19 protein-coding genes are annotated in these 25521 nt (G+C 66.5%); 7 read left to right on the forward strand and 12 right to left on the reverse strand.

Going from position 1 to position 25521, the window contains the following annotated elements; genetic code table 11:
- The first annotated feature begins 205 nt into the window (after positions 1-205).
- Complete coding sequence (locus ABDW49_RS24670) at positions 206-1477, forward strand: TetR family transcriptional regulator (RefSeq protein ID WP_343616127.1); 1272 nt, start codon at positions 206-208, stop codon at positions 1475-1477.
- Here the strand turns inward: ABDW49_RS24670 and ABDW49_RS24675 are convergent.
- Complete coding sequence (locus ABDW49_RS24675; RefSeq protein ID WP_343616129.1) at positions 1462-2424, reverse strand: LysR family transcriptional regulator; 963 nt, start codon at positions 2422-2424, stop codon at positions 1462-1464. The two genes, ABDW49_RS24670 and ABDW49_RS24675, sit on opposite strands and share 16 nt — an antisense overlap.
- Before the next feature lie 321 nt (positions 2425-2745).
- Between ABDW49_RS24675 and ABDW49_RS24680 the strand changes: the two genes are divergently transcribed.
- Both ABDW49_RS24680 and ABDW49_RS24685 read left to right on the forward strand, forming a co-directional pair.
- Positions 2746-4791, forward strand: coding sequence for an FUSC family protein (locus ABDW49_RS24680; protein ID WP_343616130.1), 2046 nt, complete (start codon positions 2746-2748; stop codon positions 4789-4791).
- Positions 4792-4838: 47 nt separating this feature from the next.
- Positions 4839-5372, forward strand: a complete 534-nt coding sequence (locus tag ABDW49_RS24685; RefSeq protein WP_343616132.1) for a GNAT family N-acetyltransferase — start codon at positions 4839-4841, stop codon at positions 5370-5372.
- Between the two features lie 8 nt (positions 5373-5380).
- Here the strand turns inward: ABDW49_RS24685 and cobA are convergent, their stop codons facing one another.
- The 7 genes from cobA to ABDW49_RS24720 form a co-directional block, all read right to left on the reverse strand.
- The gene (cobA, locus tag ABDW49_RS24690) at positions 5381-6145 is read right to left on the reverse strand and encodes a uroporphyrinogen-III C-methyltransferase (RefSeq protein ID WP_343616134.1); all 765 of its coding nucleotides are present in this window, start codon (positions 6143-6145) and stop codon (positions 5381-5383) included.
- Entirely contained in the window at positions 6145-6498 is a 354-nt protein-coding gene (nirD, locus tag ABDW49_RS24695; protein ID WP_343616136.1) for a nitrite reductase small subunit NirD, read from the reverse strand. Before nirD ends, cobA begins: the two co-directional genes overlap by 1 nt.
- Positions 6495-8987 (reverse strand): nitrite reductase large subunit NirB, encoded by a 2493-nt coding sequence (nirB, locus tag ABDW49_RS24700; protein ID WP_343616138.1) that lies wholly within the window; start codon positions 8985-8987, stop codon positions 6495-6497. Before nirB ends, nirD begins: the two co-directional genes overlap by 4 nt.
- A gap of 234 nt (positions 8988-9221) precedes the next feature.
- A complete protein-coding gene (locus ABDW49_RS24705; RefSeq protein WP_343616140.1) occupies positions 9222-10529 on the reverse strand; it encodes an alginate export family protein in 1308 nt (435 codons plus the stop codon).
- A 278-nt stretch (positions 10530-10807) separates the two neighbouring features.
- Positions 10808-12016, reverse strand: coding sequence for an ABC transporter substrate-binding protein (locus ABDW49_RS24710; RefSeq protein WP_343616142.1), 1209 nt, complete (start codon positions 12014-12016; stop codon positions 10808-10810).
- Positions 12013-12594 (reverse strand): ANTAR domain-containing protein, encoded by a 582-nt coding sequence (locus ABDW49_RS24715; protein ID WP_343617391.1) that lies wholly within the window; start codon positions 12592-12594, stop codon positions 12013-12015. The genes ABDW49_RS24710 and ABDW49_RS24715 overlap by 4 nt, the downstream gene beginning before the upstream one ends.
- Positions 12595-12837: 243 nt before the next feature.
- Positions 12838-14526: a protein kinase gene (locus ABDW49_RS24720; protein WP_343616144.1), complete on the reverse strand. Its 1689-nt coding sequence runs from the start codon at positions 14524-14526 to the stop codon at positions 12838-12840.
- A gap of 95 nt (positions 14527-14621) precedes the next feature.
- Here ABDW49_RS24720 and ABDW49_RS24725 point away from each other — a divergent pair, with 95 nt between their 5' ends.
- The 4 genes from ABDW49_RS24725 to ABDW49_RS24740 are packed head-to-tail and all read left to right on the forward strand — an operon-like array spanning position 14622 to position 19993.
- Positions 14622-15845, forward strand: a complete 1224-nt coding sequence (locus ABDW49_RS24725) for an MFS transporter (protein WP_343616146.1) — start codon at positions 14622-14624, stop codon at positions 15843-15845.
- Between the two features lie 2 nt (positions 15846-15847).
- Positions 15848-16942, forward strand: coding sequence for a molybdopterin-dependent oxidoreductase (locus ABDW49_RS24730; RefSeq protein WP_343616148.1), 1095 nt, complete (start codon positions 15848-15850; stop codon positions 16940-16942).
- Positions 16929-17153, forward strand: a complete 225-nt coding sequence (locus tag ABDW49_RS24735) for a hypothetical protein (protein ID WP_343616150.1) — start codon at positions 16929-16931, stop codon at positions 17151-17153. The genes ABDW49_RS24730 and ABDW49_RS24735 overlap by 14 nt, the downstream gene beginning before the upstream one ends.
- Positions 17150-19993, forward strand: a complete 2844-nt coding sequence (locus tag ABDW49_RS24740) for a molybdopterin dinucleotide binding domain-containing protein (RefSeq protein WP_343616152.1) — start codon at positions 17150-17152, stop codon at positions 19991-19993. Before ABDW49_RS24735 ends, ABDW49_RS24740 begins: the two co-directional genes overlap by 4 nt.
- Here ABDW49_RS24740 and ABDW49_RS24745 read toward each other — a convergent pair.
- Genes ABDW49_RS24745 through ABDW49_RS24760 form a run of 4 tightly spaced genes read right to left on the reverse strand, consistent with a single transcriptional unit; the run spans position 19987 to position 25510 of the window.
- Entirely contained in the window at positions 19987-20979 is a 993-nt protein-coding gene (locus ABDW49_RS24745) for a hypothetical protein (RefSeq protein ID WP_343616154.1), read from the reverse strand. The two genes, ABDW49_RS24740 and ABDW49_RS24745, sit on opposite strands and share 7 nt — an antisense overlap.
- Positions 20969-23971, reverse strand: coding sequence for an outer membrane beta-barrel protein (locus ABDW49_RS24750; RefSeq protein ID WP_343616156.1), 3003 nt, complete (start codon positions 23969-23971; stop codon positions 20969-20971). Before ABDW49_RS24750 ends, ABDW49_RS24745 begins: the two co-directional genes overlap by 11 nt.
- Positions 23972-23981: 10 nt before the next feature.
- Positions 23982-24935 carry a FecR domain-containing protein gene (locus ABDW49_RS24755; RefSeq protein WP_343616158.1) on the reverse strand — a complete coding sequence of 318 codons (954 nt, stop codon included), beginning with the start codon at positions 24933-24935 and terminating at the stop codon, positions 23982-23984.
- Positions 24932-25510 (reverse strand): RNA polymerase sigma factor, encoded by a 579-nt coding sequence (locus ABDW49_RS24760; RefSeq protein ID WP_343616161.1) that lies wholly within the window; start codon positions 25508-25510, stop codon positions 24932-24934. The genes ABDW49_RS24755 and ABDW49_RS24760 overlap by 4 nt, the downstream gene beginning before the upstream one ends.
- Between the last annotated feature and the right edge of the window lie 11 nt (positions 25511-25521).

A 25521-nucleotide genomic window follows, 5' to 3' on the forward strand; every position in this document is an offset into this window, starting at 1 on the left:
ATGTATCCCCATGAAAATCGGTATCGCGGTGATGTTCCCTCCGCGATTCGCAGCCCCAAATGGAACGTTTGTATTTCAGTCCCATGACGCATCGCGATTTTTTGGAACGTTTGTATCCGGCGCAGCAAATGGCTATGACGGCTCCATCCGGGGCTGGAACGCCCCGATCACACGAATGCGGATCATACGGCAGGGCATGCGCGGCATGGGGACCAGAATTTCGGAAAATATAGCGGATATCCGCACTTCTCTCCCGCTGGAGCAGCGGCTGGTGGAAGCCTTATGGCAGCTCTGGGAAACCGAGGGCCATGCCGCCATTTCGGCGCGGTCACTGGCCCAGCATGCCGGCTTGCCGATGTCGACCCTGTACAATCGCTTCCCCTCGATGGAACAGGTGTTCCTGACGGCGCAGGAAGAGGCGCTGACACAGACCCGGCAATGGTGCGCGCAGCAATTGGAACACTTGTCGCAACCCGGCCACCCCCTTCCGGTGGGCGGGCTGGGCACGATCATGGCCGCGCTGATCGATGAATGGGCGCAGCATCAGCGCCGCCTCGCCTTCGCCTGGCGCGAAGGCTTCCTGCTGGCCAGCCGCGATCCCGGCCAACCGCATCCGGGCCGGGAATGGCATGGGTTGTGGCGCGACTTCTGGCATGCGGTCTGCGCGCTATGCGGCATGGAAGATTATGGCGAATGGACCAGCTTCATCTTCGAGGCTGAGGCCGCGCTGCATATGCTGCGCTGGCGCCGCACGCTGGATCGCGCCTGTCTGGAGGAACTGTGCCACAGTTGGGAGCAATGGCTGCAGGGCCGGCTGGTGCCCCCCTGCCCATGGCGCTCGATCGCGCGCGAGCAGGCGCTGGCCTCCCTGCCCGATCTGCCCCGCCATGACGAGACAACCCGCCGCATCGCCGAGGCCGCCGCCGATGTGGTGGAGCATCAGGGCATTGCACGACTGACGCATCGCTCGGTGGCGGCAGCGGCGGGCGTGACGCTGGGCATGGTCTCCAGCCGGTTCCGCACCAGCGTCGATCTGGTGAAGGCCGCTTTCGAGGCGATCTACCAACGCGCCGCCAGCCCCTATCACAAGGAGCCGGACACCGCCGCTCCCGGCACGGAAGAGAGCCTCGAACAGCTTATTCCCAAGCTGACGGGCGAACACATCAGCGTCTCCAACCGACTGGCCTTCGAGGAACTGGCGCTGGCCGTGGCGCGCGATCCGAACTTCCAGCCCTTTGCCCCCCAGTTGCGTTATCTGCGCGGGCGCACCAGCCGCCAGGTTCTGGATCTGCTGATGGGATCGACCGCCGCCATCTCGCCCGACGATGCCGCGCTTTTCTCCGACTTTCTCTCCGGCATGCAGCGCGCGGGGATCACGCTTCCTCCGGCGGAAAGAGCCCGATCGGGCCGCGCGCATATAGAGCGCCTCCATCGCCTTTTGTCAGGGCAGGAAGCAGGCACTCACAACGGCGGATGAGGTGCCCCCGGTGACGCAAAGCCTTCAACCGCCAGCGTTTCCGGGAAAGGCCACCCCCATTCGCGATGCAGTTCCTCATAAACGCCCATCAGCGCCCGAAGTGTGGGCGACTGGTCATGCTTGCGAAAGCGGATCAGCAAAGGCACGCGCAGATCCTCGACCAGCGGGGCAAAGCCGATGCCGGGCCGCGTCGCCAGCGTGACCGCATCGGGCACGATGCAGATCCCCGCCCCCGACGCCGCCATCACCAACGCCGTTTGCAGCTCTCGCAATTCGATCACCGAAGCGGGCGCCGCACCGGCCTCGCGGAAGGCCTTCAGCACATGATCGGGATAGCCGGGCCGGGGGCGCTTGGGAAACAGCAGCAAAGGGCGCGAGGCCAGCTCCTTCAAGGCCACCTTCCGCCCTGATTCCAGCAGCGGATCGCCTTCGGGCAGCGCCGCCCACAATGGCTCCTCGCGCATCACCTCATGGCGGATCAGCGGATCGTCGATGGCGATGCGGTCGAAGCCCAGATCGATGCGCCCCTCGACCAGCGCCCTGACCTGCTCCGCGCTGTCGAGTTCGGCCAGACGCAATTCGATCTCGGGAAACCGCGCGCGGAAACGCGCCACGATCTGGGGAAAGCGCGCATAGAGCGTGGAGGGCACCATGGCGATGGTGAAACGGGTCCGGGGGCGCTCGGTGGCCTGCCGCACCACGGCCTGCAGGCGCTCCATCGCCTCGGTGACAAGGCTGGCCTGCTCATAGAGCAAATGGCCGACGGCGGTCATGCGCAAGGGCCTTTGCTCACGCTCGAACAGCAGAGCGCCGATCTCGGCCTCCAGTTCCTGAATGCGCCGGCTGAGTGGGGGCTGGGCCATGTTCAGCCGGGCTGCGGCCCGTGTGAAGCTGCGCTCATCGGCCACGGCGCGAAAATAGCGGAGTTGGCGGATGTCGATGTTCATGCTGCCTCGATATGATCTCTCAAGCTTGCCACGGCGATTGACGCCATGCGGCCAGATTTCACGCCACAGGCATGAACATTATAGCATCTTGGTATAATTTCAAAGGAAGACGATATTGGCCAGAAGCGGGCGGACGCCGCAAGGGACGGCATCGGCACGCTCAGGATCCCCCGCATGCACAACGCGAAAATTCTCTCGCTCTCCCTCGTCTTTAGCGGTTTGCTGCTCCGCGCTCGCGCCGCCCACTGATCTCCCATGGACCGCCCGGTGTCTCTCGCATCCCCACCCCCCATCCCGAGGATATCCGGGCCTATCCCCTCCATGGCGAGAGACCGGTCGCCGCGCCTGACGGAAACAATCCGCAGGCTGGCGGCCGGTCATCACGCGCTGACCGATGCCTTTTTCTCGCTCAAGACGCTGATCGCGGCGCTGCTGGCTTATTACATCGCCCTTACCGCCCAGCTCGAGCGGCCCTATTGGGCGATCATCACCTGCTACATCGTGGCCCAGCCCCTGACCGGCGCGCTGCTGTCCAAAGGGCTGTTCCGTCTGGTCGGCACGGTGATCGGCGCTGGCGTGGCGCTGCTGGCGGTGCCGCATCTGGTCGATGCCCCCGAACTGCTGGTGCTGGCTCTGGCGCTCTGGCTGGGGGCCTGCTCCTATCTGGCCGCGCTGGACCGCAGGCCACAATCCTATCTCTCGCTGCTGGCCGGTTACAGCGCGATCATCGTCGCCCTGCCCACGGTGGACAACACCGAGGCCCTCTTCGAGGTCGCCGCGGCGCGGGTGCAGGAAATCGGCATCGGCATTCTGAGCGTCTCGCTGGTGCATGCGCTGCTTTTTCCCAGACCGGTATGGCACCCGCTGCGCGACCGGCTCGACAGCATCCGCGTCGATGCCTGCCGCTGGTCGAGCGATGCGCTGGCCCTGCCCCCGCGCCCCGAAACGCAGTTGTGGAGCGACCGGCGCAAGCTGGTGAGCGACCTGCACGATCTGCATCAGCTCTCCACCCATCTGCCCTATGACATGACCAGCCCGGCGGTGGTCCCGGCGATGCTGCGCGATGCCGAGACCCGGCTTGGCTGGCTGCTGCCGCTGGCCAGTTCGGTCGAGGACCGCATCACCGCGCTCAACGAAACGCGGGACGGCCTGCAGGCCGACCTTGCCGAACTGATTGAGGATGTGCGCCACTGGTTGCGCTCTGGCCTGGCACAGGGGCATGAGGCCCTGACCGAGCGGGCCCATGCACTGGAGCCCGCGCTGGCCGGAGAGGAAGACTGGCCCGACCTGCTGCGCCTCAGCCTGCTCGACCGGCTGGTCGGCTTGATCGAGGCTCATGTCGCCGCACGCACGCTGGGCGACCGCCTGCTCGCGGGCGGACAGCATCGCCCCGAGGAACCCCATGTCGGCGATGATGCCGGCCGGCGCGCGCTGCACCGCGATCATCGCGTGGCGCTGCGGGCGGCGGCCACCACCTCTCTGGCGGTGATCGTGGCCTGCGCCGTCTGGATCGCCACCGCCTGGCCCGAAGGCGCCGCCGCCGTGGTGAGCGCGGCAATCATCTGCGCGCTGTTCAGCCATCTGGACGCCCCCTTGCGGGCGGCGCGCCATGTCTTCCTCGGCACGGTGGGTGCCGTGGTGGCGGCAGGCGTCCTTGCCTTCGGACTGATGCCTCAGGTCGATACATTCGAGATGGTGGCGCTGCTCCTCTCGCCTTTCCTGCTGTTGCTGGGCTGGCTGCTGGCCCGCCCGGAGCGCGCGCCTTATGGCGTGGGCGCGGCGCTGGCCTTTCCGGGGCTGGCGGGGCTGGACCTTGCCTATGACGGCAATTTCGAGAGTTTCGCCAATCAGGCGGCGGCGCAAGTGGTGGGCTCGCTGCTGGCGTGCCTGATGCTGGCACTGCTGCGCGACACCGGCGCGGCCACGGCGGCGCGCCGACTGGCACGCGCGGGCTGGAATGAATTGGCTCGCAAGGCACAGGGACAGACCGCGCCCGAAACAACCGCGTGGATCAGCCGCATGCTGGACCGGATGGTGCTGCTCGGCCCGCATCTCTCGGCGCTGGGCAATGATGATGCGCTGACCGACGATCGCCTGCGCGATATCAGGATCGGCATGGCGCTCGACGATCTGGCGCGGGTCGGCGTGAGGGCGCAGGGGCGGCAGGCGCGGCAGATCACCGTCATCCGGGCGCGGCTGCGGCGGCAATGCCTGGCAGCGCGCACAAGGGGCGTGCTGGAGGCGGATGGCCCTCTCAGGCGCTCGATCGACAGGGCGCTGGCCAGCGCGCATGGGCTGCCCCCGTCACCCGCCAAGCGCAGCCTGTTGCTGGCGCTGGTTGGGCTGATCCGCAATCTGTCCTCCTGATGGATCGCGACTTGCTGTCTTCGCGTGCCACGGGCTAGTCATGCTCGATGAGCCATGGTCTGTTCCGCCCCGATCTCGTCACCGAACGCTTGCGTCTGCGGCGCCCTGACGACGGCGATGCGGAGGCCATCCTCGGCATCGCGGGAAACTGGGAGGTCGCCCGAAGGCTGGCGCGTGTGCCGCATCCCTATGAGCCGGGCGACGCCCGCTTCTTTCTGGAGCAGATCGTGCCCGCCGAATGGGTCTGGGCGATCACGCTGCAGAGCAACGCGCTGCTGGGGGGGATCGGCCTGACACCGGATGAGGAGGCCGATAGCGCCGAGCTGGGCTACTGGCTGTCCCCCACCCATTGGGGGCGGGGAATAACCACCGAGGCGGCCAGAACCGTCATCGCCTTCGGCTTCGAAGAGTTGGGCCTGCCCGCCATCACATCGGGCTATTTCGCGGACAATCCCGCCTCGGGCCGCGTGCTGGGCAAGCTGGGCTTTGTCGAGACCGGTCGGGGCATGCGCCCGTGTCTGGCACGCGGGGGCGAGGTGGCGGCGGTCAGGATGATCCTGCCGCGTTCTGCCCAAGCCTGATCGAAGCGTCAGCCCACCGCCACGGCGCTTTGCGCCACCGCCATGCGCGGTGCCACCGCCTCGCCGATCAGCAGCAGCGTGGGGTCATCGTCGCTGATGGTCGCCACCAGAAAGCCCAGCGAGGCCAGATTGCCCCGGATCAACCGCTCATTGGGCAGCGAGACATTGACCGCCACCATCACCGGCGTCTCCGGAGAGCGCCCCGCCGCGATCAACTGCCGCGCAACCTCGCCCGCCGCCTCGCGCCCCATATAGATGCCCAGCGTGGCGTCACCCGCCAGAGCCTGCCAGTCTAGATTCAGCTTTTCGCCGGCACGGACATGAGCGGTGACAAAGGTGATCCCCCGCGCCGCGCCGCGCAACGTCAGCGATGCTTGCCCCCGCGCCGCCGCCGCGCTGGCCGTGGTGATGCCCGGACAGACGCGGCAGACCACCCCGCCGGCGGCCAGATGGTCGATCTCCTCGGCGCTGCGGCCAAAGATCGACGGGTCGCCGCCTTTCAGCCGCACCACGCGTTTGCCCTCCAGCGCCGCCGCCAAGAGCAGATCGTTGATGCCGCCCTGCGCCTTGCTGTGGCGGCCCGAGCGCTTGCCGACGCTAACCAGCGCCGTGCCCCGCTTAGCCAGCGCCAGCACCTCGGGGCCGACCAGCGCATCGTAAAAGATGACATCGGCCTGCCGGATCAGCCTTTCGGCCTTGCGGGTCAGCAGCTCCGGATCGCCGGGGCCTGCCCCGACCAGCCAGACCATGCCGGAGGGGAAATCGCCGCCCATCAGGCGACGCGCTCCGGCGCGGTGGCGGCGATCACCGCATCGCGGCGCAGATAGATGCGCCCGGCATCGACCCGCAGCGGGATCGTGGGCACACATCCCTCATCATCGCCCAGCGCATGGCCGGTCTTCAGGCTGATGTTCCAGCTATGCAGCGGGCAGGTGACGACCGTGCCATGCACGATCCCCTGCGACAAAGGCCCATGCTTGTGCGGGCATTTGTTGACCAGCGCAAAGAACTCGCCGCCCATCGTGTGGAAGATGGCAATCTCCTCGCCACCCTGTACCGGCAGGGTGCGCGCATTGCCCGCGCTGATCTGAGTCACCGGGCCGATATCGAGCCAATCGCCAATCATTCCGCGGCCTCCTTGATCTGCATGGTGGGAAAGGGGCGGAACTCCGCCAGATGCTGGTGCAGTTCGGAGTCCTCGCCAGCGGCGCGGCGCGCCCATGGGTCATCCTGCATGAATTGCTGCGAATAGCGGAAACGGGCGGCGAGGCTGGCGATGGCATCGGGGTCATCGAACAGGCCCGCCTTCACATGATCGAGCCCGACACGCTCGATCCATGGCGCGGTGCGTTCCAGATACCAGGCCTGCTCGCGGTAAAGCTGGATGAAGGCGGCGCAGACATCGAGCGCCTCCTGCTCGGTCGCCACCTTGCACAGCAGGTCGGTGCCGCGCAGATGGATGCCGCCATTGCCGCCGACATGCAGTTCATAGCCGCTGTCGACACAGATCACGCCGAAGTCCTTGATCGTCGCCTCGGCGCAATTGCGTGGGCAGCCGCTGACCGCGATCTTGAATTTGTGAGGCATCCAGCTTCCCCAGGTCATCTGCTCGGTCTTGATGCCCAGCCCTGTGGAATCCTGCGTGCCGAAACGGCACCATTCAGACCCCACACAGGTCTTCACCGTGCGCAGCGACTTGCCATAGGCATGGCCCGAGACCATCCCCGCAGCGTTCAGATCGGCCCAGATATGGGGCAAATCCTCCTTCTTGATGCCGAACAGGTCGAGCCGCTGGCCGCCCGTCACCTTCACCATGCGGGCGCCATATTTGTCGGCGGCGTCGGCGATGGCGCGCAATTCATTGGGGGTGGTCACACCGCCCCACATGCGCGGGACGACCGAATAGGTGCCGTCCTTCTGGATGTTGGCATGCATGCGCTCGTTGACGAAGCGGCTCTTCTGGTCATCGACATAGACGCCCGGCCAGGCGCACAGCAGGTAATAGTTGAGCGCCGGGCGGCAGGAGGCGCAGCCATCGGGCGTGGTCCAGTGCAGTTCCTGCATGACCTGCGGAATGGCCTTCAGTTCCTTTTCAAGGATCAGGCGGCGGACATCATCATGGGAAAAGCTGGTGCATTTGCAGACCGTCCTGGGGCCCGACTTCACCTCATCGCCCAGCGTGATCGCCAGCAGGCTTTCCACCAGACCCGTGCAGGAGCCGCAGGAAGCGCTGGCCTTGCATTGGCTGCGCACCGCATCGAGCGAACAGGCGCCGCCCTCGATGGTGGAGACGACCATGCCCTTGGTCACACCGTTGCAGCCGCAGATCTCGGCATCATCCGACAGGGCCGCGACGGCGGCATGCGGGTCGCTGGACGCGCCGCCGCCCATGGCGAAGGCCTGACCGAAGATCAGCCCCTGACGGATGTCGGCAATGTCCTCGCCGCGCTTGAGCAGGTCGAAATACCAGTTGCCATCCGCCGTATCGCCATAGAGCACGGCGCCGACCAGCCGGTTGTCTTTCACGATCACGCGCTTGTAGATGCCATGGGCGGCATCGCGCATGACGATGTCCTCGCAGCCTTCGCCGCCGCTGAAATCGCCCGCCGAGAACAGATCGATGCCAGAGACCTTCAGCTTGGTCGAGGTCACCGAACCGCTGTAGCCCGAGGGCTTGCCCGTGGCGCTGTCGGCCAGGCTGCGGCACATCTCCCACAGCGGCGCGACAAGGCCATAGCAGGCGCCATTGTGCTGCACGCATTCGCCCACGGCCATGATCGCCGGGTCGCTGGTGAGCATATGATCGTCGACCAGAATGCCGCGCTCAACCTCAAGGCCGGCGGCCTTGGCCAGCGCGGTGGCCGGGCGGATCCCCACGGCCATCACCACGATATCGGCGGGGATCTCGCGGCCATCCTTCAGCTTCACGCCCGCAACCTTGCCGTCGCGGCCGAGGATTTCGCCGGTGTCGGCCCCGGTCAGGATCGTCTGGCCGCGCCGTTCCAGCTCGCTTTTCAGCAGCCAGCCTGCCGCCTCATCGAGCTGGCGCTCCATCAGCGTGGGCATCAGATGGATCACCGTCACATCCATGCCGCGCAGGGCGAGGCCATGGGCTGCCTCCAGCCCCAGCAGGCCGCCGCCGATGACCACGGCATGGCCGCCCTTCTGCGCCGCCGTCAGCATCTTGTCGACGTCATCGAGATCGCGGAAGGTGACCACGCCCTCCAGATCCTTGCCCGGCACCGGGATGATGAAGGGATCGGAGCCGGTGGCGATCAGCAGGCGGTCATAGGTTTCGACGCGACCGGACTGGGCCGTCACCGTCTGGGCCTTGCGGTCGATCGAAACCACCGCATCGCCCGACACCAGCGTGATGTCGTTGTCGAGGTACCAAGCCGCATCGTTGATGACGATATCGTCGAAGGCCTTCTCGCCCGAGAGCACGGGCGAGAGCATGATGCGGTTGTAATTCACGCGCGGCTCGGCGCCGAAGATGGTGATGGCATAGCGCGAAGGATCACGCGCCAGAATTTCCTCCACGGCGCGGCATCCGGCCATGCCGTTGCCGATAACGACCAGCTTTTCGCGCTGATGGATGCTGCCTTGGGCGTTCATGCTCGCAAATGCTCCCGTGGGTGCGAGACAACGCAAAAAACCGCCACGAACCGAGCCATAAGGCTGGACCGAGGCGGCGACGTTGCCACGCATGGAATGAAGTGACATCTGAGACCGGACGAATCGCCCCCCTTTGGGCGGCCGGATCAGATGATGTTCGATGATCCTACCCCCTGCCGCGCCATCCGCCAAGGGACTTTTTTGCAGCGCAGCAGGAAGGCGGTATCGGCAGGCTCAAAAAGCGTAATCAGCCTCCAGCCAGAATTTCTTCGTGTCGGTGCCGAAGCCCTTGGCGACATAGCTGGCATATTTCACCAGCCAGTTGACCCTGCGCGTGCGGAAGCCCACCGAGGCGTCCACCTCATCGCCGAATTTGACATTGCCCACGTCGGACCCGAACCAGTGATAGCTGACGGCGTAGTTGAGCCCCGGCAGCGCCTTCACCTTGGGAAATTTGCCCGACAGGCCGACATAGCTGTCGCCAAGGCCCGCGTTGGGCGTGGTCAGAAACACATCCGCCCAGCCATCGAATTTGTGAAGCGTCGCCATCGGCGTCTGCATCGACCATGTGCCGCCCACCGCATTGGCATCGGCGCCCATCAGCTCATAACCGGCGTTGAGGGTCTGGTTGTGGGCCGTCAGCGCGGCATCGCCCAGGTAGTATTTCACATTATAGGCCCGCGTGTTGTTGCCGTAATTTGACTGGCGGGCAAAGCTGCCGGTCAGCCCCAGCGAGACGGTCCTGCTCAGAGGCAGCAGCGTCGCGAAACGCATGCCATAGGTCTGCGAACTGTCGAGCTGACCGCGCGTGCTTGGCAGGTTGATAAAGCCGGTCTTGTCGTAATCGAGCAGATAGGCAAAGCCTTTCAAGGAGATCGGCCCATCCTTCACCCCGCCGTTCACAAAGACGAAGCGCCCCGAATAATAATCACGCGGGTTGCCATAGGCGCCATAGATCGAATGCTGCTGGATGGCATAAGTCGCATCCAGATCGAACACGCCCTGATGCACCTGCCCGCGCACGGCGTCGAAGACCTGCTCATTCTGCCGCCAGCCCACCGAGCCGACGAAACGCTGATCGTCCAGATTGATGCGCTGACGCCCCAGCGTGAGGGTCAGCGCCTTGGTGGCATATTGCAGTTGCAGCCGGTTGAGCCCCAGGGTCTGCGGATCGGCAACGGTGGCCAGCGCCGGGCGATATTGATCGTTGTTGGCCACGGCAAAGGGAAAGGCGCTGTAATCCTTGTCGAGCGCAAGCGTCCCCACCGCCTCGGCCAGAAAGCCCAGATGGCTGTGCGTGTCCTTCACCTCGAAGCCCAGACGAGTGCGCAAGGTGACGGCATCGGCGGATTTCGTGCCCGCATCGACATCCTCCCAACGCAGCCGGGCATCCAGCATGGGATCGAAACTGACACCATCGCCAATGCTGATCGGATCTCCGACATGCGACTGCGCCGGGGCCGTATCGGCCCGCGCCGATTGAGCCATGCCCAGCAGGCCGGTCAGGGCGATCATCGCGGCTTGCGTTCTGAAACTCTTCATCCGTCTGTTCCCCCATCGAACATCTTGCGCCAATCCCCGACGACAGCGATGCGGGCAGCGGCCAGTGGGCCGCGCACACGAAAAAGCCGCCACGATCGTCCCCCTTCACGGGGGCGATCGGGCGGCATCGTTGCCACGCATGAATGCTGTCGAACCGCCGGGGATGTTCGATCCATCCTTGGACCGGCCCGGCTCGTTCTGTGCTTAGGCTAAGGGCTTTACGGGATTTCTGCCAAGTCTAATTTTTGCAATGCAGCACGAAAATTTTCAGAACACCTTTACGGCAGGCTCTCGGCATACTCCGCGATATGCAGCGGATCGAACACCAGACCATCGAAAAAGCGGTTATCTTCCAGCACCATATCACCCTGCTGGGTGGAAACGGCGGTGATCCTGGTCAGGCTGCCCTCGACCTTGGAACTGGCCCCCGGCAACGGCTCGCCTGTCCCCAGCAGAGCGCTGCGATAGACATCGGGGCGGAAGACGCGCCCGGCCCGCTCGGCATCTTCCGCGGAAAAGCCCGTCCCGTCCCAGCGCACCATCTGCGTGTAGAGCCACTGCGCCTGACTGACCCAGGGGAAGTTGGCCGCCTCGCGATATTGGAACATGAAATCAGGGAAATACGTGAGATCGCCGCCGCGATGCAGCAACAGGCGATCAGCCAAAGCCCGCTCGATCAACCCGGCATTCCCATCCAGATATTCAGGCCGCGCGAGAATTTCGGCATGGGCCCGCAAGGCCTCGGGATCGACGAAATGCTGCGCCGCACGGCGAAGCGCCCGCACCAGAGCTTCCACCTCCCCGCGCCGCTGCTCCATCACCGGCTCGCGCATGGCCAGCACCTTTTCCACGCCGCGCCGCCAGATTTGCGCCGTGGCCAGCACGATGGTCCCCACGCCACGCTCCACCGCGACGCTGTTCCAGGGCTCGCCCACGCAGATCCCATCGACCTCGCCAGCATCCAGCGCGTCGGCGCAGAAGGGCGGCGGCACGGTGACGATCTCGACATCGCGATCAGGCTGGATACCGCAGGCCTTCAGCCAATAGCGCAGCATGTAATTGTGGCTGGAATAGCGATGCACCACGCCAAACCGCAGAGGATCGCCCGCAGAAGCCCGCTCTTGCGCCACCGCCTTCAGCGCCGCGCCAACCTCCGCCGGAACGCCCAGCCCGCCCGCCGGATTGACCCGCGCCGCCAGATCGGGCCGCAGGGTAATCGCATTGCCGTTCAGCCCCAGCACAAAGGGCACCGACAGCGGCTGCGCCGGCCTTCCGCGCCCCAGCGTGGTGGCGATGGCCAAAGGCGCGACCATATGCGCGGCATCGGTCTGGCCATAGAGCAGGCGGTCCTGCACCGTGGCCCAGCTCACATCCTTGACCAGCGTGAGGTCCAGCCCCTCTTCGCGGGCAAAGCCGTGTTCATGCGCCAGAATGGGCAGCGCCGCATCGACAAGCGGCAGGAATCCAATCGAAAATGCTGCGCTCATAAGGCGCCTCCCAGCAGATTATGCGCGGTGACGACCGCTTCGGCGATATCGGCGATGCGGCGGCCCTGGTTCATCGCGGTCTTGCGCAATTCGGCATAGGCTTCGGGCTCGCTCAGGCGGCGGGTGGTCATCAGGATGCGCTTGGCGCCATCGATCGCGTCGCGCTCGGCCAGGCGCCCGCGTGCCTCGGCCAAATCGGTCTGCAGCCGGGAATAGGCGCTGAAACGCCGGATCGCCAGATCGAGAATGGGCCTTATGCGATGCGGCGCAAAGCCATCCACCACATAGGCCGAGACGCCCGCATCGATGCTGGCGCCGATCGATTCCTCATCCGATTCGTCCACGAACATGGCGATGGGCCGGTCCAGCACGCGGCTGACGGTGAAATATTCCTCCAACACGTCGCGACTGGGATTGCCCAGATCCATCAACACGATATCGGGGTCGATCTGCGCCATGCGCGCCACCAGCCCACGCCGTTCGGTCACGACGAAAAGCTCGCAATCTTCCAGAGCGGCGAACCCTTCGCCGATCACCGCGGCACGGGTTGCGCTTTCATCGACAATGGCCACACGCATACGCGCGAGGGTGGCGCGCGGAGCGGCGCTTGGCAATGGGGCATCCTTCATCATCCTACGTCATTTCGCACTTGCATCATGAACCACGAATCGGCATTCTTGTTGTCACAGCCTTCCGCAAGGACGCGGATGGCTCTTTCGGAACCGACGTGATGCGGTTCCTCCCTTTTCTTCGCTTCGGCAATGGCGCCGCCGGTTCCGCTTCGCAGGACCCGGTCTTCCTTTGGGAAATCCGCCATGCCGTCAGCGCCTCACCAGCGATATCACCAGAGCCACCAGCAACAGCAAGCACAGAAGCTGCCAGAAGCGCACCGGGTGGCGCTCGATCAAGGGCACGCTGCGCAGACGGCGCCGGGGCACAGCCGCTCCACCCTCCAGCGCGCGCAGCAGATCGACGACATCGCCGAAACGCTCGCCCGGTTCGATGGCGACGCAGCGCATCAGCACCGCCTCCAGCCAGGCTGGCAGATCAGGGCGAGCCTTGCCGGGCGCCTCGGGGCGGCGGAAGCGCGGGCGGCTGAAAGCCTCGACCTCGCCATAGGGCCAGATCTCGGTGAAAAGACGCCACAGGCAGATGCCCAGCGCGAACTGGTCGGTGGCCTCGTTGCCGGGTTGCCCGTCGAACATTTCGGGCGCCATATAGGCCGGGCTGCCGGGGATTTCGTCTCCGGCAAAATCCTCGACGCGCGGCAGGCGCGCGACGCCCAGATCGATCAGCCGCAAGCCGCCATCCTGCGTCAGGATCACATTGTCCGGCTTAATGTCGCGGTGGATGATGCTGAGGCGATGCAGCGCCGCAACGCCGCGCGTCAGGGCAATGGCGATGTGCAATCCTTCCTTCAGGCCGACGGGATGGGCCAGACGCTCCTCCAGCGTCTGCCCAGCGTAATGGGGCTGCACGCCGTAGAGCCGGGTCTGCCGCTCGGCGGCCACCGGCCAGGCCGCGCCGACGAAGGGACTGTCCACCCGGCTGCCCACCAGCATCTCGCGGGTGAAGGCCGCCCGCGCGCCCGTTTCGGAGAGCAGCGCCAGCTTGGGGAATTTCACCACCACCTGCTGCCCGCTCACGCTGTCGCTGGCGAGGAACAAGCGGGTGTAGCGCCCATCGGAGAGCATGCGGCCAAGCTGGAAACCATCGACACTCTCGCCCTCCACCGGCGGAGGCAGGATGGGCAGTGCGGCCAGATCACCGGCGATGGCATCGTGATCCAGCGCGGGCAGGCTGACCACATCGATCACCAAAGCGGTTGCATTGTCCTGCCCGCCAGCACTCAGCGCCGCCTCGACAATCGCCTCGGCATCGGCCTGAGCCGAGCGCCGCGCGCCCAGCAGATCGGCCAGACGGCGCGTCCCCAGCACTCCATGCACACCATCGCTGGTGAGCAGCAGGCGATCATGCTCGGCCAGCGCCAGCTCGTGGTGATCGAGCCGCAGATGCTCCTCCAGACCGAGCCCGCGCAGCAGGATATGGCGCCGGTCCGGATGCGAATGGGTGTGGTCGGTGGTGATCTGCGCCAGACGGTCGCCGCGCAGATGCCAGGCGCGGCTGTCGCCCACATGCAGCACATGGGCCTTGCGACCACGTATCACCAATCCGGTAAAAGTGGTCGCACTATGCGCCATGCCGTCACCACGCCCCATCGCGGTCAGCCAGCGGTTGAAGGGCGCCATCACGCGGTCCACGGCAGCGGCCACGCCGATCGTGTCGGGCTGGGCGTAATAGCCCTCGATCATCGCGCGCACGGCCAGTTCCGCCGCCACGCGCCCCGCCTTGCCGCCGCTGACCCCGTCAGCCAGCGCGGCGGCCATGCCATGGCGGGCGCGCTCCCCCTCGCTGCCCAGCCATGCGCCGGCGAAATCCTGATTGTCCGGGCGCGGTCCCTGCCGGGTCGCCCAGCCCACCGCCGCCCACAATCGTCCTGCCTGTATCAACGCCTGGCCCTCCCCCGTGCACACATGCACGCGATGGGAGCCGCCATGCCCCCGGCCCGTCAAGCCGGTTTCTCTTGCCTTGGGGGAGCACATCAATGACCGATACTTCGTTCTGGAAATCGGGCCACCGGCCCACGCTGATCATGGCGTTCCTGTATTTCGACGTGGCCTTCATGGTGTGGAACCTGCTAGGCCCGCTGGCGCCGATCTTTTCCAAGGCGCTGGGCCTGTCGCCCGCCGAAAAGGGCTTTGTCGTCGCCGTGCCGACGCTGGCGGGGGCGGTGCTGCGTCTGGTCAACGGCTTTCTGGCCGACCGCATCGGGCAGAAGACCACCGGCATCATCAGCCAGACCATCGTCATCCTCGGCCTGCTGACCATCTGGCACTTCGGCGTCGAGACGATGAACGGGCTGATCGCGCTGGGCATGGTGCTGGGCTTTGCCGGAGCCGCCTTTGCCGTGGCGCTGCCCATGGCCGGGCGCTGGTATCCGCCCGAGCATCAGGGCAAGGCGATGGGCATTGCGGGCATGGGCAATTCGGGCACAGTCTTCGCCGCGCTCTTCGCCCCGCTGCTGGCCAAGACCTTCGGCTGGACCAATGTGCTGGCGCTGGCCACCATTCCCGCCGCGCTGGTGCTGGCCGCTTTCGTGATCTTCGCCAAGGACAGCCCCAACCAGCCCGAGACCAAGCCGCTGGGCGCTTACGTGGCGGGCTATTTCAAGATGCTGGCTCAGGCCGATGCCTGGTGGTTTATCCTGTTCTATGGCGTCACCTTCGGCGGCTTTGTCGGCCTGTCGTCCTCCATGCCGATCTTCTACACCACCGAACTGGGACTGAGCCCGATCCTTGCGGGCTATGCCACGGCGGCCTGTGTCTTTGCCGGATCGATGGTGCGCCCGCTGGGCGGCGCGCTGGCGGATCGCATCGGCGGGATCAAGACGCTGAGCCTCGTCTATGCCGGTGCCGCCGTGTTGCTGGGAGGCATCGCCACGGCGCCGGTGTCGCTGCCGGTGATCCTGCCGCTGTTCCTGCTGGTGATGGCGACGCTGGGCGTGGGCAATGGCGCGGTGTTCCAGCTTGTGCCTCAGCGCTTCCGGCACGAGATCGGCGTGATGACCGGGCTGGTCGGTTTTGGCGGCGGTGTCGGCGGGTTCTACCTCGCCTCCTCGCTGGGGCTGGCCAAGCAGTATACCGGATCGCAGTCGATGGGCTTTCTGGTCTTTGCCGCTCTGGCGCTGATTGCCCTGACGGGTCTGACCAGCGTGAAGCGTCGCTGGCGCACGACTTGGGGCGCCGCCGTTCAGGGCGTGCGGATCTGACCATGGCGCCTGCGCAGCCCTCCAAACACATCAAAAGCGTCTGCCCCTATTGCGGTGTCGGCTGCGGTATCGTGATGGAGGTGCAGGAGGGCCGCATCACCAAGGTCAGCGGCGACAAGAGCCACCCCACCAACTTCGGCCGCCTCTGCACCAAGGGGGGAAGCTGCCACACGCCTGTCACCGCGCCAGGGCGGGCCGACAAGGCCTATGCAAGGCTGGAGGGCAGCAGCGATCAGGGCGCGATCCCGATGGATGAGGCGATTGCGCTGACGGCAAAGGGTCTGCGCCACATCATCGACGAGCATGGGCCCGATGCGGTGTCGTTCTACGTGTCGGGGCAGATGTCGCTGGAGGCGCAGTACCTCGCCAACAAGCTGGGCAAGGGCTTCATCGGCACCAACAACATCGAGTCCAACTCGCGCCTCTGCATGGCCAGCGCCGGCAGCGGCTACAAGCTGTCGCTGGGCGCCGACGGCCCGCCGGGCTCGTACCAGGATTTCGACCGGGCCGATCTGTTCTTCGTGATCGGCGCCAACATGGCCGACTGCCACCCGATCCTGTTCCTGCGCATGATGGACCGGGTCAAGGCGGGCGCCAAGCTGATCGTGGTCGATCCGCGCCGCACCGCCACCGCCGACAAGGCCGACCTGTTCCTGCAGATCAAGCCCGGCACCGACCTGGCGCTGCTCAACGGGCTGCTGCATCTGCTGCATGCCGACGGCCAGACCGACGCGGCCTTCATCGCCGCGCACACGGAAGGCTGGGAGGCGATGCCGGCCTTCCTGGCCGACTATCCCACCGCGCAAGGTGGCCGAGCATCACCGGCCTGGCCGAGGCGGACCTGCGCCGCGCCGCGCACCATGATCGGCGAGGCGGGCGAATGGATGAGCTGCTGGACCATGGGGCTGAACCAGAGCACCCACGGCACCTGGAACACCAATGCGATCTGCAACCTGCACCTGGCCACCGGCGCGATCTGCCGGCCCGGCAGCGGCCCGTTCTCGCTGACCGGCCAGCCCAACGCGATGGGCGGGCGCGAGATGGGCTACATGGGGCCCGGCCTGCCGGGCCAGCGCTCGCACTTTGAGCGAGGCTGACCGTCGTTTCACCGAAGAGGTCTGGGGCATCGCGCCGGGCACGTTGCAGGTCGAGGCGGGCACGCCCTCGGGCGGGGGCACGATCGCGCTGTTCGAGGAGATGGCGGCGGGCGAGATGAAGGCCTGCTGGATCATCTGCACCAACCCGGTGGCCAGCGTCGCCAACCGCCAGAAGGTGATCGCCGGCACTGCAAGCCGGCGGAGCTGGTGATCGCGCAGGACGCCTTTCTCGATACCGAAACCAACCGCTATGCCGACATCCTGCTGCCGGGCGCGCTGTGGGCCGAGGCCGAGGGCGTGATGATCAACTCCGAACGCAACCTGACGCTGATGCGGCAGGCCGTGCCGCCCCCGGGCGAGGCGCTGGCCGACTGGCAGATCATCGCCCGCGTGGCCTGCGCGATGGGCTATGGGCAAGGGTTCAGCTATGGCTCGGCATCCGAAGTGTTCGAGGAAATCCGCCGCTTCGCCAATCCCAAGACGGGCTATGATATCTCCGGCGCCAGCCATGCCGCCTTGCGCGAAACACCGATGCAATGGCCCTGCCCGACCGGTGCGGCGTCGGACCGCAACCCGATCCGCTATCTGGACAATGGGGCCGATCAGCCCACCATCATTTTCCCCACCGAAGGCGGCAAGGCCTTCTTCCTGCCCCGCCCCCATCTGGCGGCCAAGGAAATGCCCGATGCCGATTTTCCGCTGGTGCTCAACACCGGGCGCCTGCAGCACCAGTGGCACACGCTGACCAAGACCGGCAAGGTGCCGATGCTCAACAAGCTGAACCCCGGCCCCTTCGTCGAAGTCCATCCCGAGGATGCGCAGGCTCTGGGCATCGGCGCGGACGACCGCGTCGAGATACGTTCGCGGCGGGGCCGCGCCGTGCTGCCCGCCGTGGTGAGCGACCGGGTGAGGCCGGGCAATTGCTTTGCCCCCTTCCACTGGAACGATGTCTTCGGGGACGATCTGGCCATCAATGCGGTGACCAGCGACGCCATCGACCCCATCTCGATGCAGCCGGATTTCAAGTTTTCCGCCGTCGCCCTGACCCGTCTGTCGGGGCCTGTCGTGGTCGAAGAGATCGCTGACGACACCGCCGCCCGGACCTCATCCAGCAGGGAGCCCGCCATGAGCGTGCCAGCCTCCTCCGCCCCGTCCGTCGCAGACGCTTTGGCCACATTTCTGCGGCTTCCGCCCGCGCCGATCGAGCTGTCGATGGCCGAGCAGCACTATATGGGCGGCTTCACGCAAGGCCTGCGCATGCAGGGCCAGTCCGAACACGCCATTCCCTTCGTGCCGGACCATGCGCCTTTCGACCGGGATCGCCGCCATGCTATCAACGGCCTGCTGGCGGGGCTTTATGCGCGCATGCCCGCGCCTTTGCCGCTGGTGGCACAAGCCGTCGCCGCGCCTGCGCCGCAACGCGATGTGCTGATCCTCTGGGCCTCGCAGACCGGCAATGCGCAGGATGCCGCCGAGCGCTGTGCCGAGACCCTGAGCGCTCAGGCCATCGCCGCGCGCCACCTGCCCATGGAAGAGGTCGCCCCCACAACGCTGGCCGAGGCATCGCATGTGCTGGTGCTGGCCAGCACCTTTGGTGATGGCGATCCGCCCGACAATGGCGCCAGCTTCTGGCAGGCGCTGGCGCGGGAGGACGCGCCCCGGCTGGATCATCTCTCCTTCGCCGTGCTGGCCTTTGGCGATTCCAGCTATGACCAGTTCTGCGGCTTCGGGCGCAAGATGGATGCCAGGCTGGAGGCACTGGGCGCGCGCCGACTGGTCGACCGCGTCGATTGCGAACCCGATCATGATGGCGCCGATCTGGCATGGATCAACAGCGTGATCCCCGCCTTGGCCGCTCCAGCCCTACCTGCTCCGACACTGCTTGCCGAGCCTGCCCAGCCCGTGGCCGCCCCCTCGCCTGCCGCGAAGCCCAGCCACGACCGCAAGAACCCGCTGACCACCACGCTGGTGACCAATCACCTGCTGTCCGCGCCCACCTCGCAAAAGGAGGTGCGGCAGTTCGGCTTCAACCTTGCCGGGCATGATCTGCCCTATCAGGCGGGCGATGCTCTGGGCGTCTGGCCGGTCAACTGCCCCGATCTGGTCGGCGAGATCCTGACCCGGCTCGACCTGCATCCCGAAGCGCCCGTGGCGCTGGCGGGCAAGGATGACATGGCCCTGCGCGACGCCCTGACCCATCATCTGGACATCACCCGCCCGACCAAGGCCTTTCTCGACATGGTCGCCGCGCGCGATCCCGAGGCCGCCTTCGCCCCCCTGCTCGGCCCCGAGCACAAGGAGGATCTGGATGGCTGGCTGTGGGGACGCCAGATGGTCGATGCGCTGCATGCCTCCACGCTGGCGCTGCCGCCTCAGGCGCTGGTCGATGCGCTTAAACCGCTGCAACCGCGTCTTTATTCCATTTCATCGAGCCCGCGCGTGCATCCCGATGAGGTGCAGCTCTCGGTCTCCGTGGTGCGCTGGAAGCAGCAGCATGTGATGCGCAAGGGGGTCTGTTCTAGCTTTCTGGCGGACCGTGCGGGGCAGCAGGGCGCGCGCATCTTCCTGCAGCCCTCGCCGCATTTCCGTCCCCCCGCCGATCTTGCGCGCGACTGCATCATGATCGGCCCGGGCACCGGCATCGCGCCCTTTCGCGGCTTTCTGCAGGACCGGCAGGCGACAGGCGCCAAGGGCCGCAACTGGCTGTTCTTTGGCGAGCAGCATGAAAGCAGCGATTTCTATTACCGCGACCAGATCAGCGCCTGGGCCGCGCAGGGGCATCTGGCCCGGCTGTCGCTGGCCTTCTCCCGCGATCAGGCGGAGAAGATCTATGTTCAGCACCGCATGATCGAACAGGGCGCCGACCTGTGGAGCTGGATCGAGGGCGGCGCTCATATCTATGTCTGCGGCGATGCCAGCCGCATGGCCAAGGATGTCGATACCGCCCTGCTGCGCATCATCGCCGACCATGCGGGCATGGATCATGACCGGGCCCGCGATTATCTCGCCGCCATGCAAAAGGACAAACGTTACGTAAGAGACGTTTACTGAGGGCACCGCCCGAGACTGGGCACATCCGTCCCCCAGCGGGCCAACAGCGCATGGCTGATCCGCGCCGACGGAGCCATGCCGCAAGGCCCGGCCAGCCGTCGCTCGGCACGCAGCAGAGCGGCATCGTCCTGCACCCATCCCTGATCCGCCGCGAAATTGATCCGGCAGGCAGGTGTGAGCGCTGGAACGGGCACGCGATCGGCAGGCCGGTCGGCAAGGATGGCGGCAGCTTGCAACCAGCGCGCCACCGGCTGGCCATCGGCGCCCGGCAAGGCATGCGCGCAGGCTTGATCGGCGATCTGCCGCGCCGGCAGCCCCCGGCGCATCGCTTCGGCAAGGCCGAGGATATGGTGCGCGCCCGTGCCCGCCACGCTCAGTTCCGGGCGCGTCGTGCCATCGGCCTGCCAGGGGAGGATCAGCGCCTTGGCCCAGTCATGCCACAGGATCGCGGCGCGCCATTCATCGCTGTCGATATGAGGATAGGCCCGTGCCAGCCGGGCTCCGCGCGCCAGATTGCCTGCCGTATGCCCGGCCAGCCCGCCCGGCCAGCTATGATGCGAATGGCTGTTCCCGCCCGCTGCTGTCAGGACTGGCCAGAGCAGATGCGGACAGGGCCCATCCTCGCCGGGCAGCGGGGGGAACAGGCCGGCGCGGGCGGCCTCCATCGGCAGGGCAGCGGGGAGGAAACCCGCCGCCTTGAGCCGCTCGACAATCGCCTCCTGCTCCGCCGTACCCTGCGCGACGCGATGGTGGATGCAATTGCCCGGCTCAAGCAACGCCTCACGGCTTTCGCGGGCCAGAAGGGGATCGCGCAGCGCCATGACATTGCGCTCCACCGCCTGCCGCGCGCGGCGATAAAGGGGCGATGCCTCCGCCATGCGCGCCATGTCCTGATTGAAGGAAGCGGCATCGGCCAAAACTCTGCCCGCGCCGCCGCCAAGGGCCAGCACAAACCCCAGCATCGCTGTCAGCAGCCTAGAACGCATAATCGGCCCTCACCCCAAACTGGCGCCCCCCGCTGATGGTCTGAGGCACGGCATAGCTGGCCCGCCCCATCGTGCTGCGCCATGCGAAATCCGCCAGCAGATTGCGGATGAACAGGCGGATCTCGCCGCGCTCGCCCAGCTTGTGGCCGATATCGATATCGATCTGGCGCGAGGGCCTCACCCATATATCGAAAGCGCTGCCATCCAGCCGCGAATGGCCCGACAGCGATGTGCCAAACACCCCATATTGCTGCAGAAAAGCCCCCGTCCAGCGCCCCGCGATCCGCGCCGACCATGCCCCGCGTGCCCAGCCCAGTTCGACCGAGATGTTGTAGGGCGGCGCGTCCTGCAGGTGCTCGACAGGATCGAGCAACGGATTGTTCAAGCGCACCCGGCCATCGAGCGCCGTGGCGGTGGTGCCCAAAGTCCAGCCTTGCAGGCCTTGGCCCACAAGGCCCAGCGGCAGGCTGGCCGACAGTTCGGCGCCCAGCACCCGCGCCGTGCCGCCGTTGACGGGCTGGCTGATCAGCAGGCCATTCTCGCTGAGCGTGGCGGCATTGGCGTAATCAGAGCCAGCGTCGTAAATGTAATGCGTCAGCCATTTGGCGAAGAGCGCGCCATGCATCCGAACGCCACCCGCACCGTGCCATGCGCCCGAAAGGTCGAGATTGGTGGCATGCATCGCCTTGAGATCGGGATTGCCCTGCGTCAGCAGCAGCGAGCCATCGGCCTGCGTCGTCAGGCTGGCCGCGCCGGAAAGCTGGCTGACGGCGGGGCGGGTGGTGCTGGTCCACAGGCCTGCGCGGGCCTGCCAAGGGCCATCGCGCCAATCGAGGTACAGGCTGGGCAGCAACGCCAGAAAGCGCGCATGGCCATGGTTCCAGCCATAGGCGATGCCGCCCGTCGGCGTGCCCTGATTGCCCGCCAGCCAGAAGGTGGTGTTCATCACGCTGCTTTCCAGACGCAGACCCGGTTGCAGGGTGAAGGCGCCCCGGCCCAGCACCGCGCGCAGGAAGGCGGAAGCTTTGGTTTCCCGCCCGTCCAGCGTCTGGGCATTGGCCGCATCCAGGGTCAGCGCATCGGGTGTGGCCCTGGCGATCAGCGCGGCCAGCCGCGTGCCCGACACCAGCGGCAGCCCGAAATCATAGACACCGGGCAGGATCGCGGCGATGCTGCCATCGACCAATCCGCTCTGCGCCAGCGTCGTGCCGCCGGGGAAAAGATTGGAATAGGTGACATCGATCTGCCGCCAGCTACGCCTCGCCAGATCCAGCCGCAGGCCGGTTTCCAGCCGGGACAGCAGACCCTGTTCCGGTTTCCAGCCCAGCCTGCCATCGAAACTCCAGTGGCGGTCGCGGCCTTCCTCGTCGCGACGTTCTGCCTGAAGGTGGACGGGGTAGGACAAGGCATTGCCGATCAACGCCTTGTCGGCGGCGTTCAAGCTTGGCTGCGGATAGCCGCCGCCATCGGTGAAGGCTGTGCCTTGCGACAGCAGCGTCGCATTCTCGCCCCAGAAGGAGGTTTCGATATGGTCGGGCCTCGCGGTGACGCCTTGTGTGAAGCCAAGCCGCGCCTGCCAGTCGAACGGTGCCTTGAGGCCCTCCGCACTGCCGATGCGGGCCTGCACCATCGTCAGGCGGCTGTTTTCGGGGTTGGTTTCATACCAGTAATGCGCCCGCGCGGTGGTGCTGGCGATCTGGCTGATGCCGCCGCCCAGATTGGTGAGCGTTTCATCCTCGGCGGAATTGCCGCCCTGAAGCCCCAGTTGATAGATATCCTGACGGGTGCGGCTGACGGCATGCAGCACGCGCAAGGCCGCTTGCAGCCTGTCTCCATGCCATTCCAGCGCGCCATGCCCGGCCAGACTGAACGTGCTGCCCCGCGTGAACTCCAGATTGAGGCCTGTCAGCAGCAAATTGGCGGCAGGATCGATGCCCACAGGCGTGGTTCCGGCGGCGGTGACCTGTTTCAGCTCGACCGTGCCCTGCTGATAGGTCTGCTCGCTGGTGGCAAAGATCCGGCGCGAGGCGGTGACGCCCAGCGCCAGCCCCCATTGCTGCGCCTCGCCGAAACGATGCGTATAGCGCAGTCCGGCCTGCCAGCTCGCTGCGGGTTGGCGATACGCCATGGCCTGTCCGTCGAGATCGCCGCCCAGCGTGATCCTCAGGCCGGGATGACGGTCGGCAAAGGCCGAGGGCGTGGCCAGATCAACCAGCGCGGAGGTGGCATCCCCCGCCTCCTGAGCGCCCGGCGTCAGGGTGATGCGGGCCTTGTCGAAGACCAGCGTGGAGAGCATGCCCAGTTCCGCATCACGCCCGAAAGGCAGGCTTTGCGGCAGATCGACCCCATCGACACGCACCGCCGCAAAGGCTCCGCTGAGGCCGCGAATGGCGAGAAACTGGCCCTCGGCACGCCCGGCGCGGTCGATACCGCCCAGATCGCCCTGAAGATTGGTGGCCAGCACCAGAACGCCGGGCGAGCGGGCGAAAGCCTCGGCCAGATTGCGGGCGGTGGGGCGCTCGGCGGGGGAGAGGACGGCGACATCGGGTGAGGCATTGTGAAAGGGCTCGGCGCCGAAGCTGGTTGCTGTTTCTCGCCCGCTGACCACGATCACCATGGGTGGCAGGGCTGGGCGAGCGGGCTGCGGACGCAAAGAGCCCGCGTGTGGGGCAGCAGGCTTGGCAGCCAACCGCCCCGGTGCGATCACCACCCCATGCGCCTGATGCAGCACCCTGATCGATGTACCGGCCAGCATCTGCTTCAAGGCCTGATCCAGCCCCCTGGCCCGCACCGGGCGCGAGGTCAGCCCGGCCATGCTGCCCGGCAGAAACAGGATGTTGCTGCCGCTCTGGCGGGTCAGTTCCATCAGCGCCGCTTCAAGCGGTCGGGGCGAGATGACGATCTCCCTCACGGGCGCAGGCGAGGCCATGGCGCTGCCCGCCTGCGCGGCCAGCACCACTCCCGTCCACCATGGCCAAGCCCGCATGTCCATCCCCGGCCGCCTAGCGCCGTTCGATGACATATCCCTGACGTTCATGCGCCACGCGCACCGGCATAATCGCCGTCAGCCCGTCCAGAAAAGAGGCGATGTCGGCAATGTCATAGGCGCCGCTCACCGTCTGGCGGGCCAGCGAGGGATCGGCCAGACGCACTCTGGGCGCGCCCTGTTCGGCGAAGCGGTCCAGCGCCTCACCCAGCGGCAGATGATCGAAGACGAGCCGCCCTTGCCGCCAGTCCAGCAGCCCTTGAGCATCCACCGGGGCGATATGCATGCCTTGCCCATCGCGGCGCGCCTGCTCGCCGGGGCGGGGGCTGAGCAAGGGCGTGTCACTCGCCGTATCGCGCAGCTCGACCGCGCCATGGGCCAGCACCACGCTGACCTCGCCCGCATGGCGGTTGCGCACGCCGAACAGTGTGCCGCGATCCACCACGGTGAGATCGCCCGCTGTCACGCGGAAGGGGCGCCATTGATGGACAACATCGAACACCGCCTCGCCCTGCGCCAGCCGCACCGCGCGCGCCAGCGGGGTGATCGCCACCTGCGCCCTGGTTTGCGGCGCCAGCCACAGCCGCGAGCCATCGGGCAGCATGGCAAGGCGCTGCTGCCCTGTGCCGGTGGCCAGATCGAGATCATGGCATCCCGCGCGCCAGCCCAGCGTCGCGGCAATCACCAGCCCGAGCGCCATGCTGCCCGCCGCCAGAGGCCGCCAGAGACGCGCCGCCGCATGGGTTCGCGCGGGCCGGGGCACCGCAACCTGCCCCATCACCGCAGGCGCCGCGGCCCAGGCCTGAGACGCCAGATCGGCCGCGGCGGCATGTTCGGGCCTTTCGCGCAGCCAGCTCAGGAACTCGGCCTTTTCGCTTGCCGACAGGCCCGAGGTGCGGGCCTTGGCCACCCATGCGGCGGCGGCCTCGGTGATCCGGGCCTCCTGCGAAGGCGAGAGATCGGCGCTCATGCCGAGGTCTCCAGCAGGCTGCGGCTCAGCCGGGCGAGGCTGCGTTCGACATGATTGGCCACCTGCCTTGGTTCCAGCCCCAATTGCCGCGCCGCTTCCTTGTGGCTGAGCCCCTCGACACGCACCAGCATAAAGGCGGCGCGCGCCACGGGCGGCAGGGTCTCGATCGCGACGGAGAGCGCGCGCAGCTCGTCACGCGCGATGGCGGTGCGTTCGGGGCAGGCGGCGGCGGGGTCGGTCAAGGTCTGGGCAAGGTCGTCGGTCAGCGTCTGGGCATCCTGCTCGATACGGGTTTTGGCGCGGCGATGCCGGTCTATCCATACGCTAGACGCAGCGCGCAGCAGAAATCCGCGCAGATTATGAATTTTTTTGGGCTCCTGTCCCCCCGCCTGCCCTGCCGCCTGTTCCGCCGAGAGCACGCGCAGATAGACATCCTGCACATAATCCTCGGCATCGCGGCCCGCATCGATGCGGCGCTGGAAATAGCGCTTCAGCGTCGGGCGATGGGCCTCCAGACTGTCCTCCGGGAGATCGTCAGGCATCATGGATGGCACGATCTGGCCAAGGCTGTTCATGATGCTGCCCT

The organism is Novosphingobium sp. (genome assembly GCF_039595395.1).
Lineage (GTDB): Bacteria > Pseudomonadota > Alphaproteobacteria > Sphingomonadales > Sphingomonadaceae > Novosphingobium.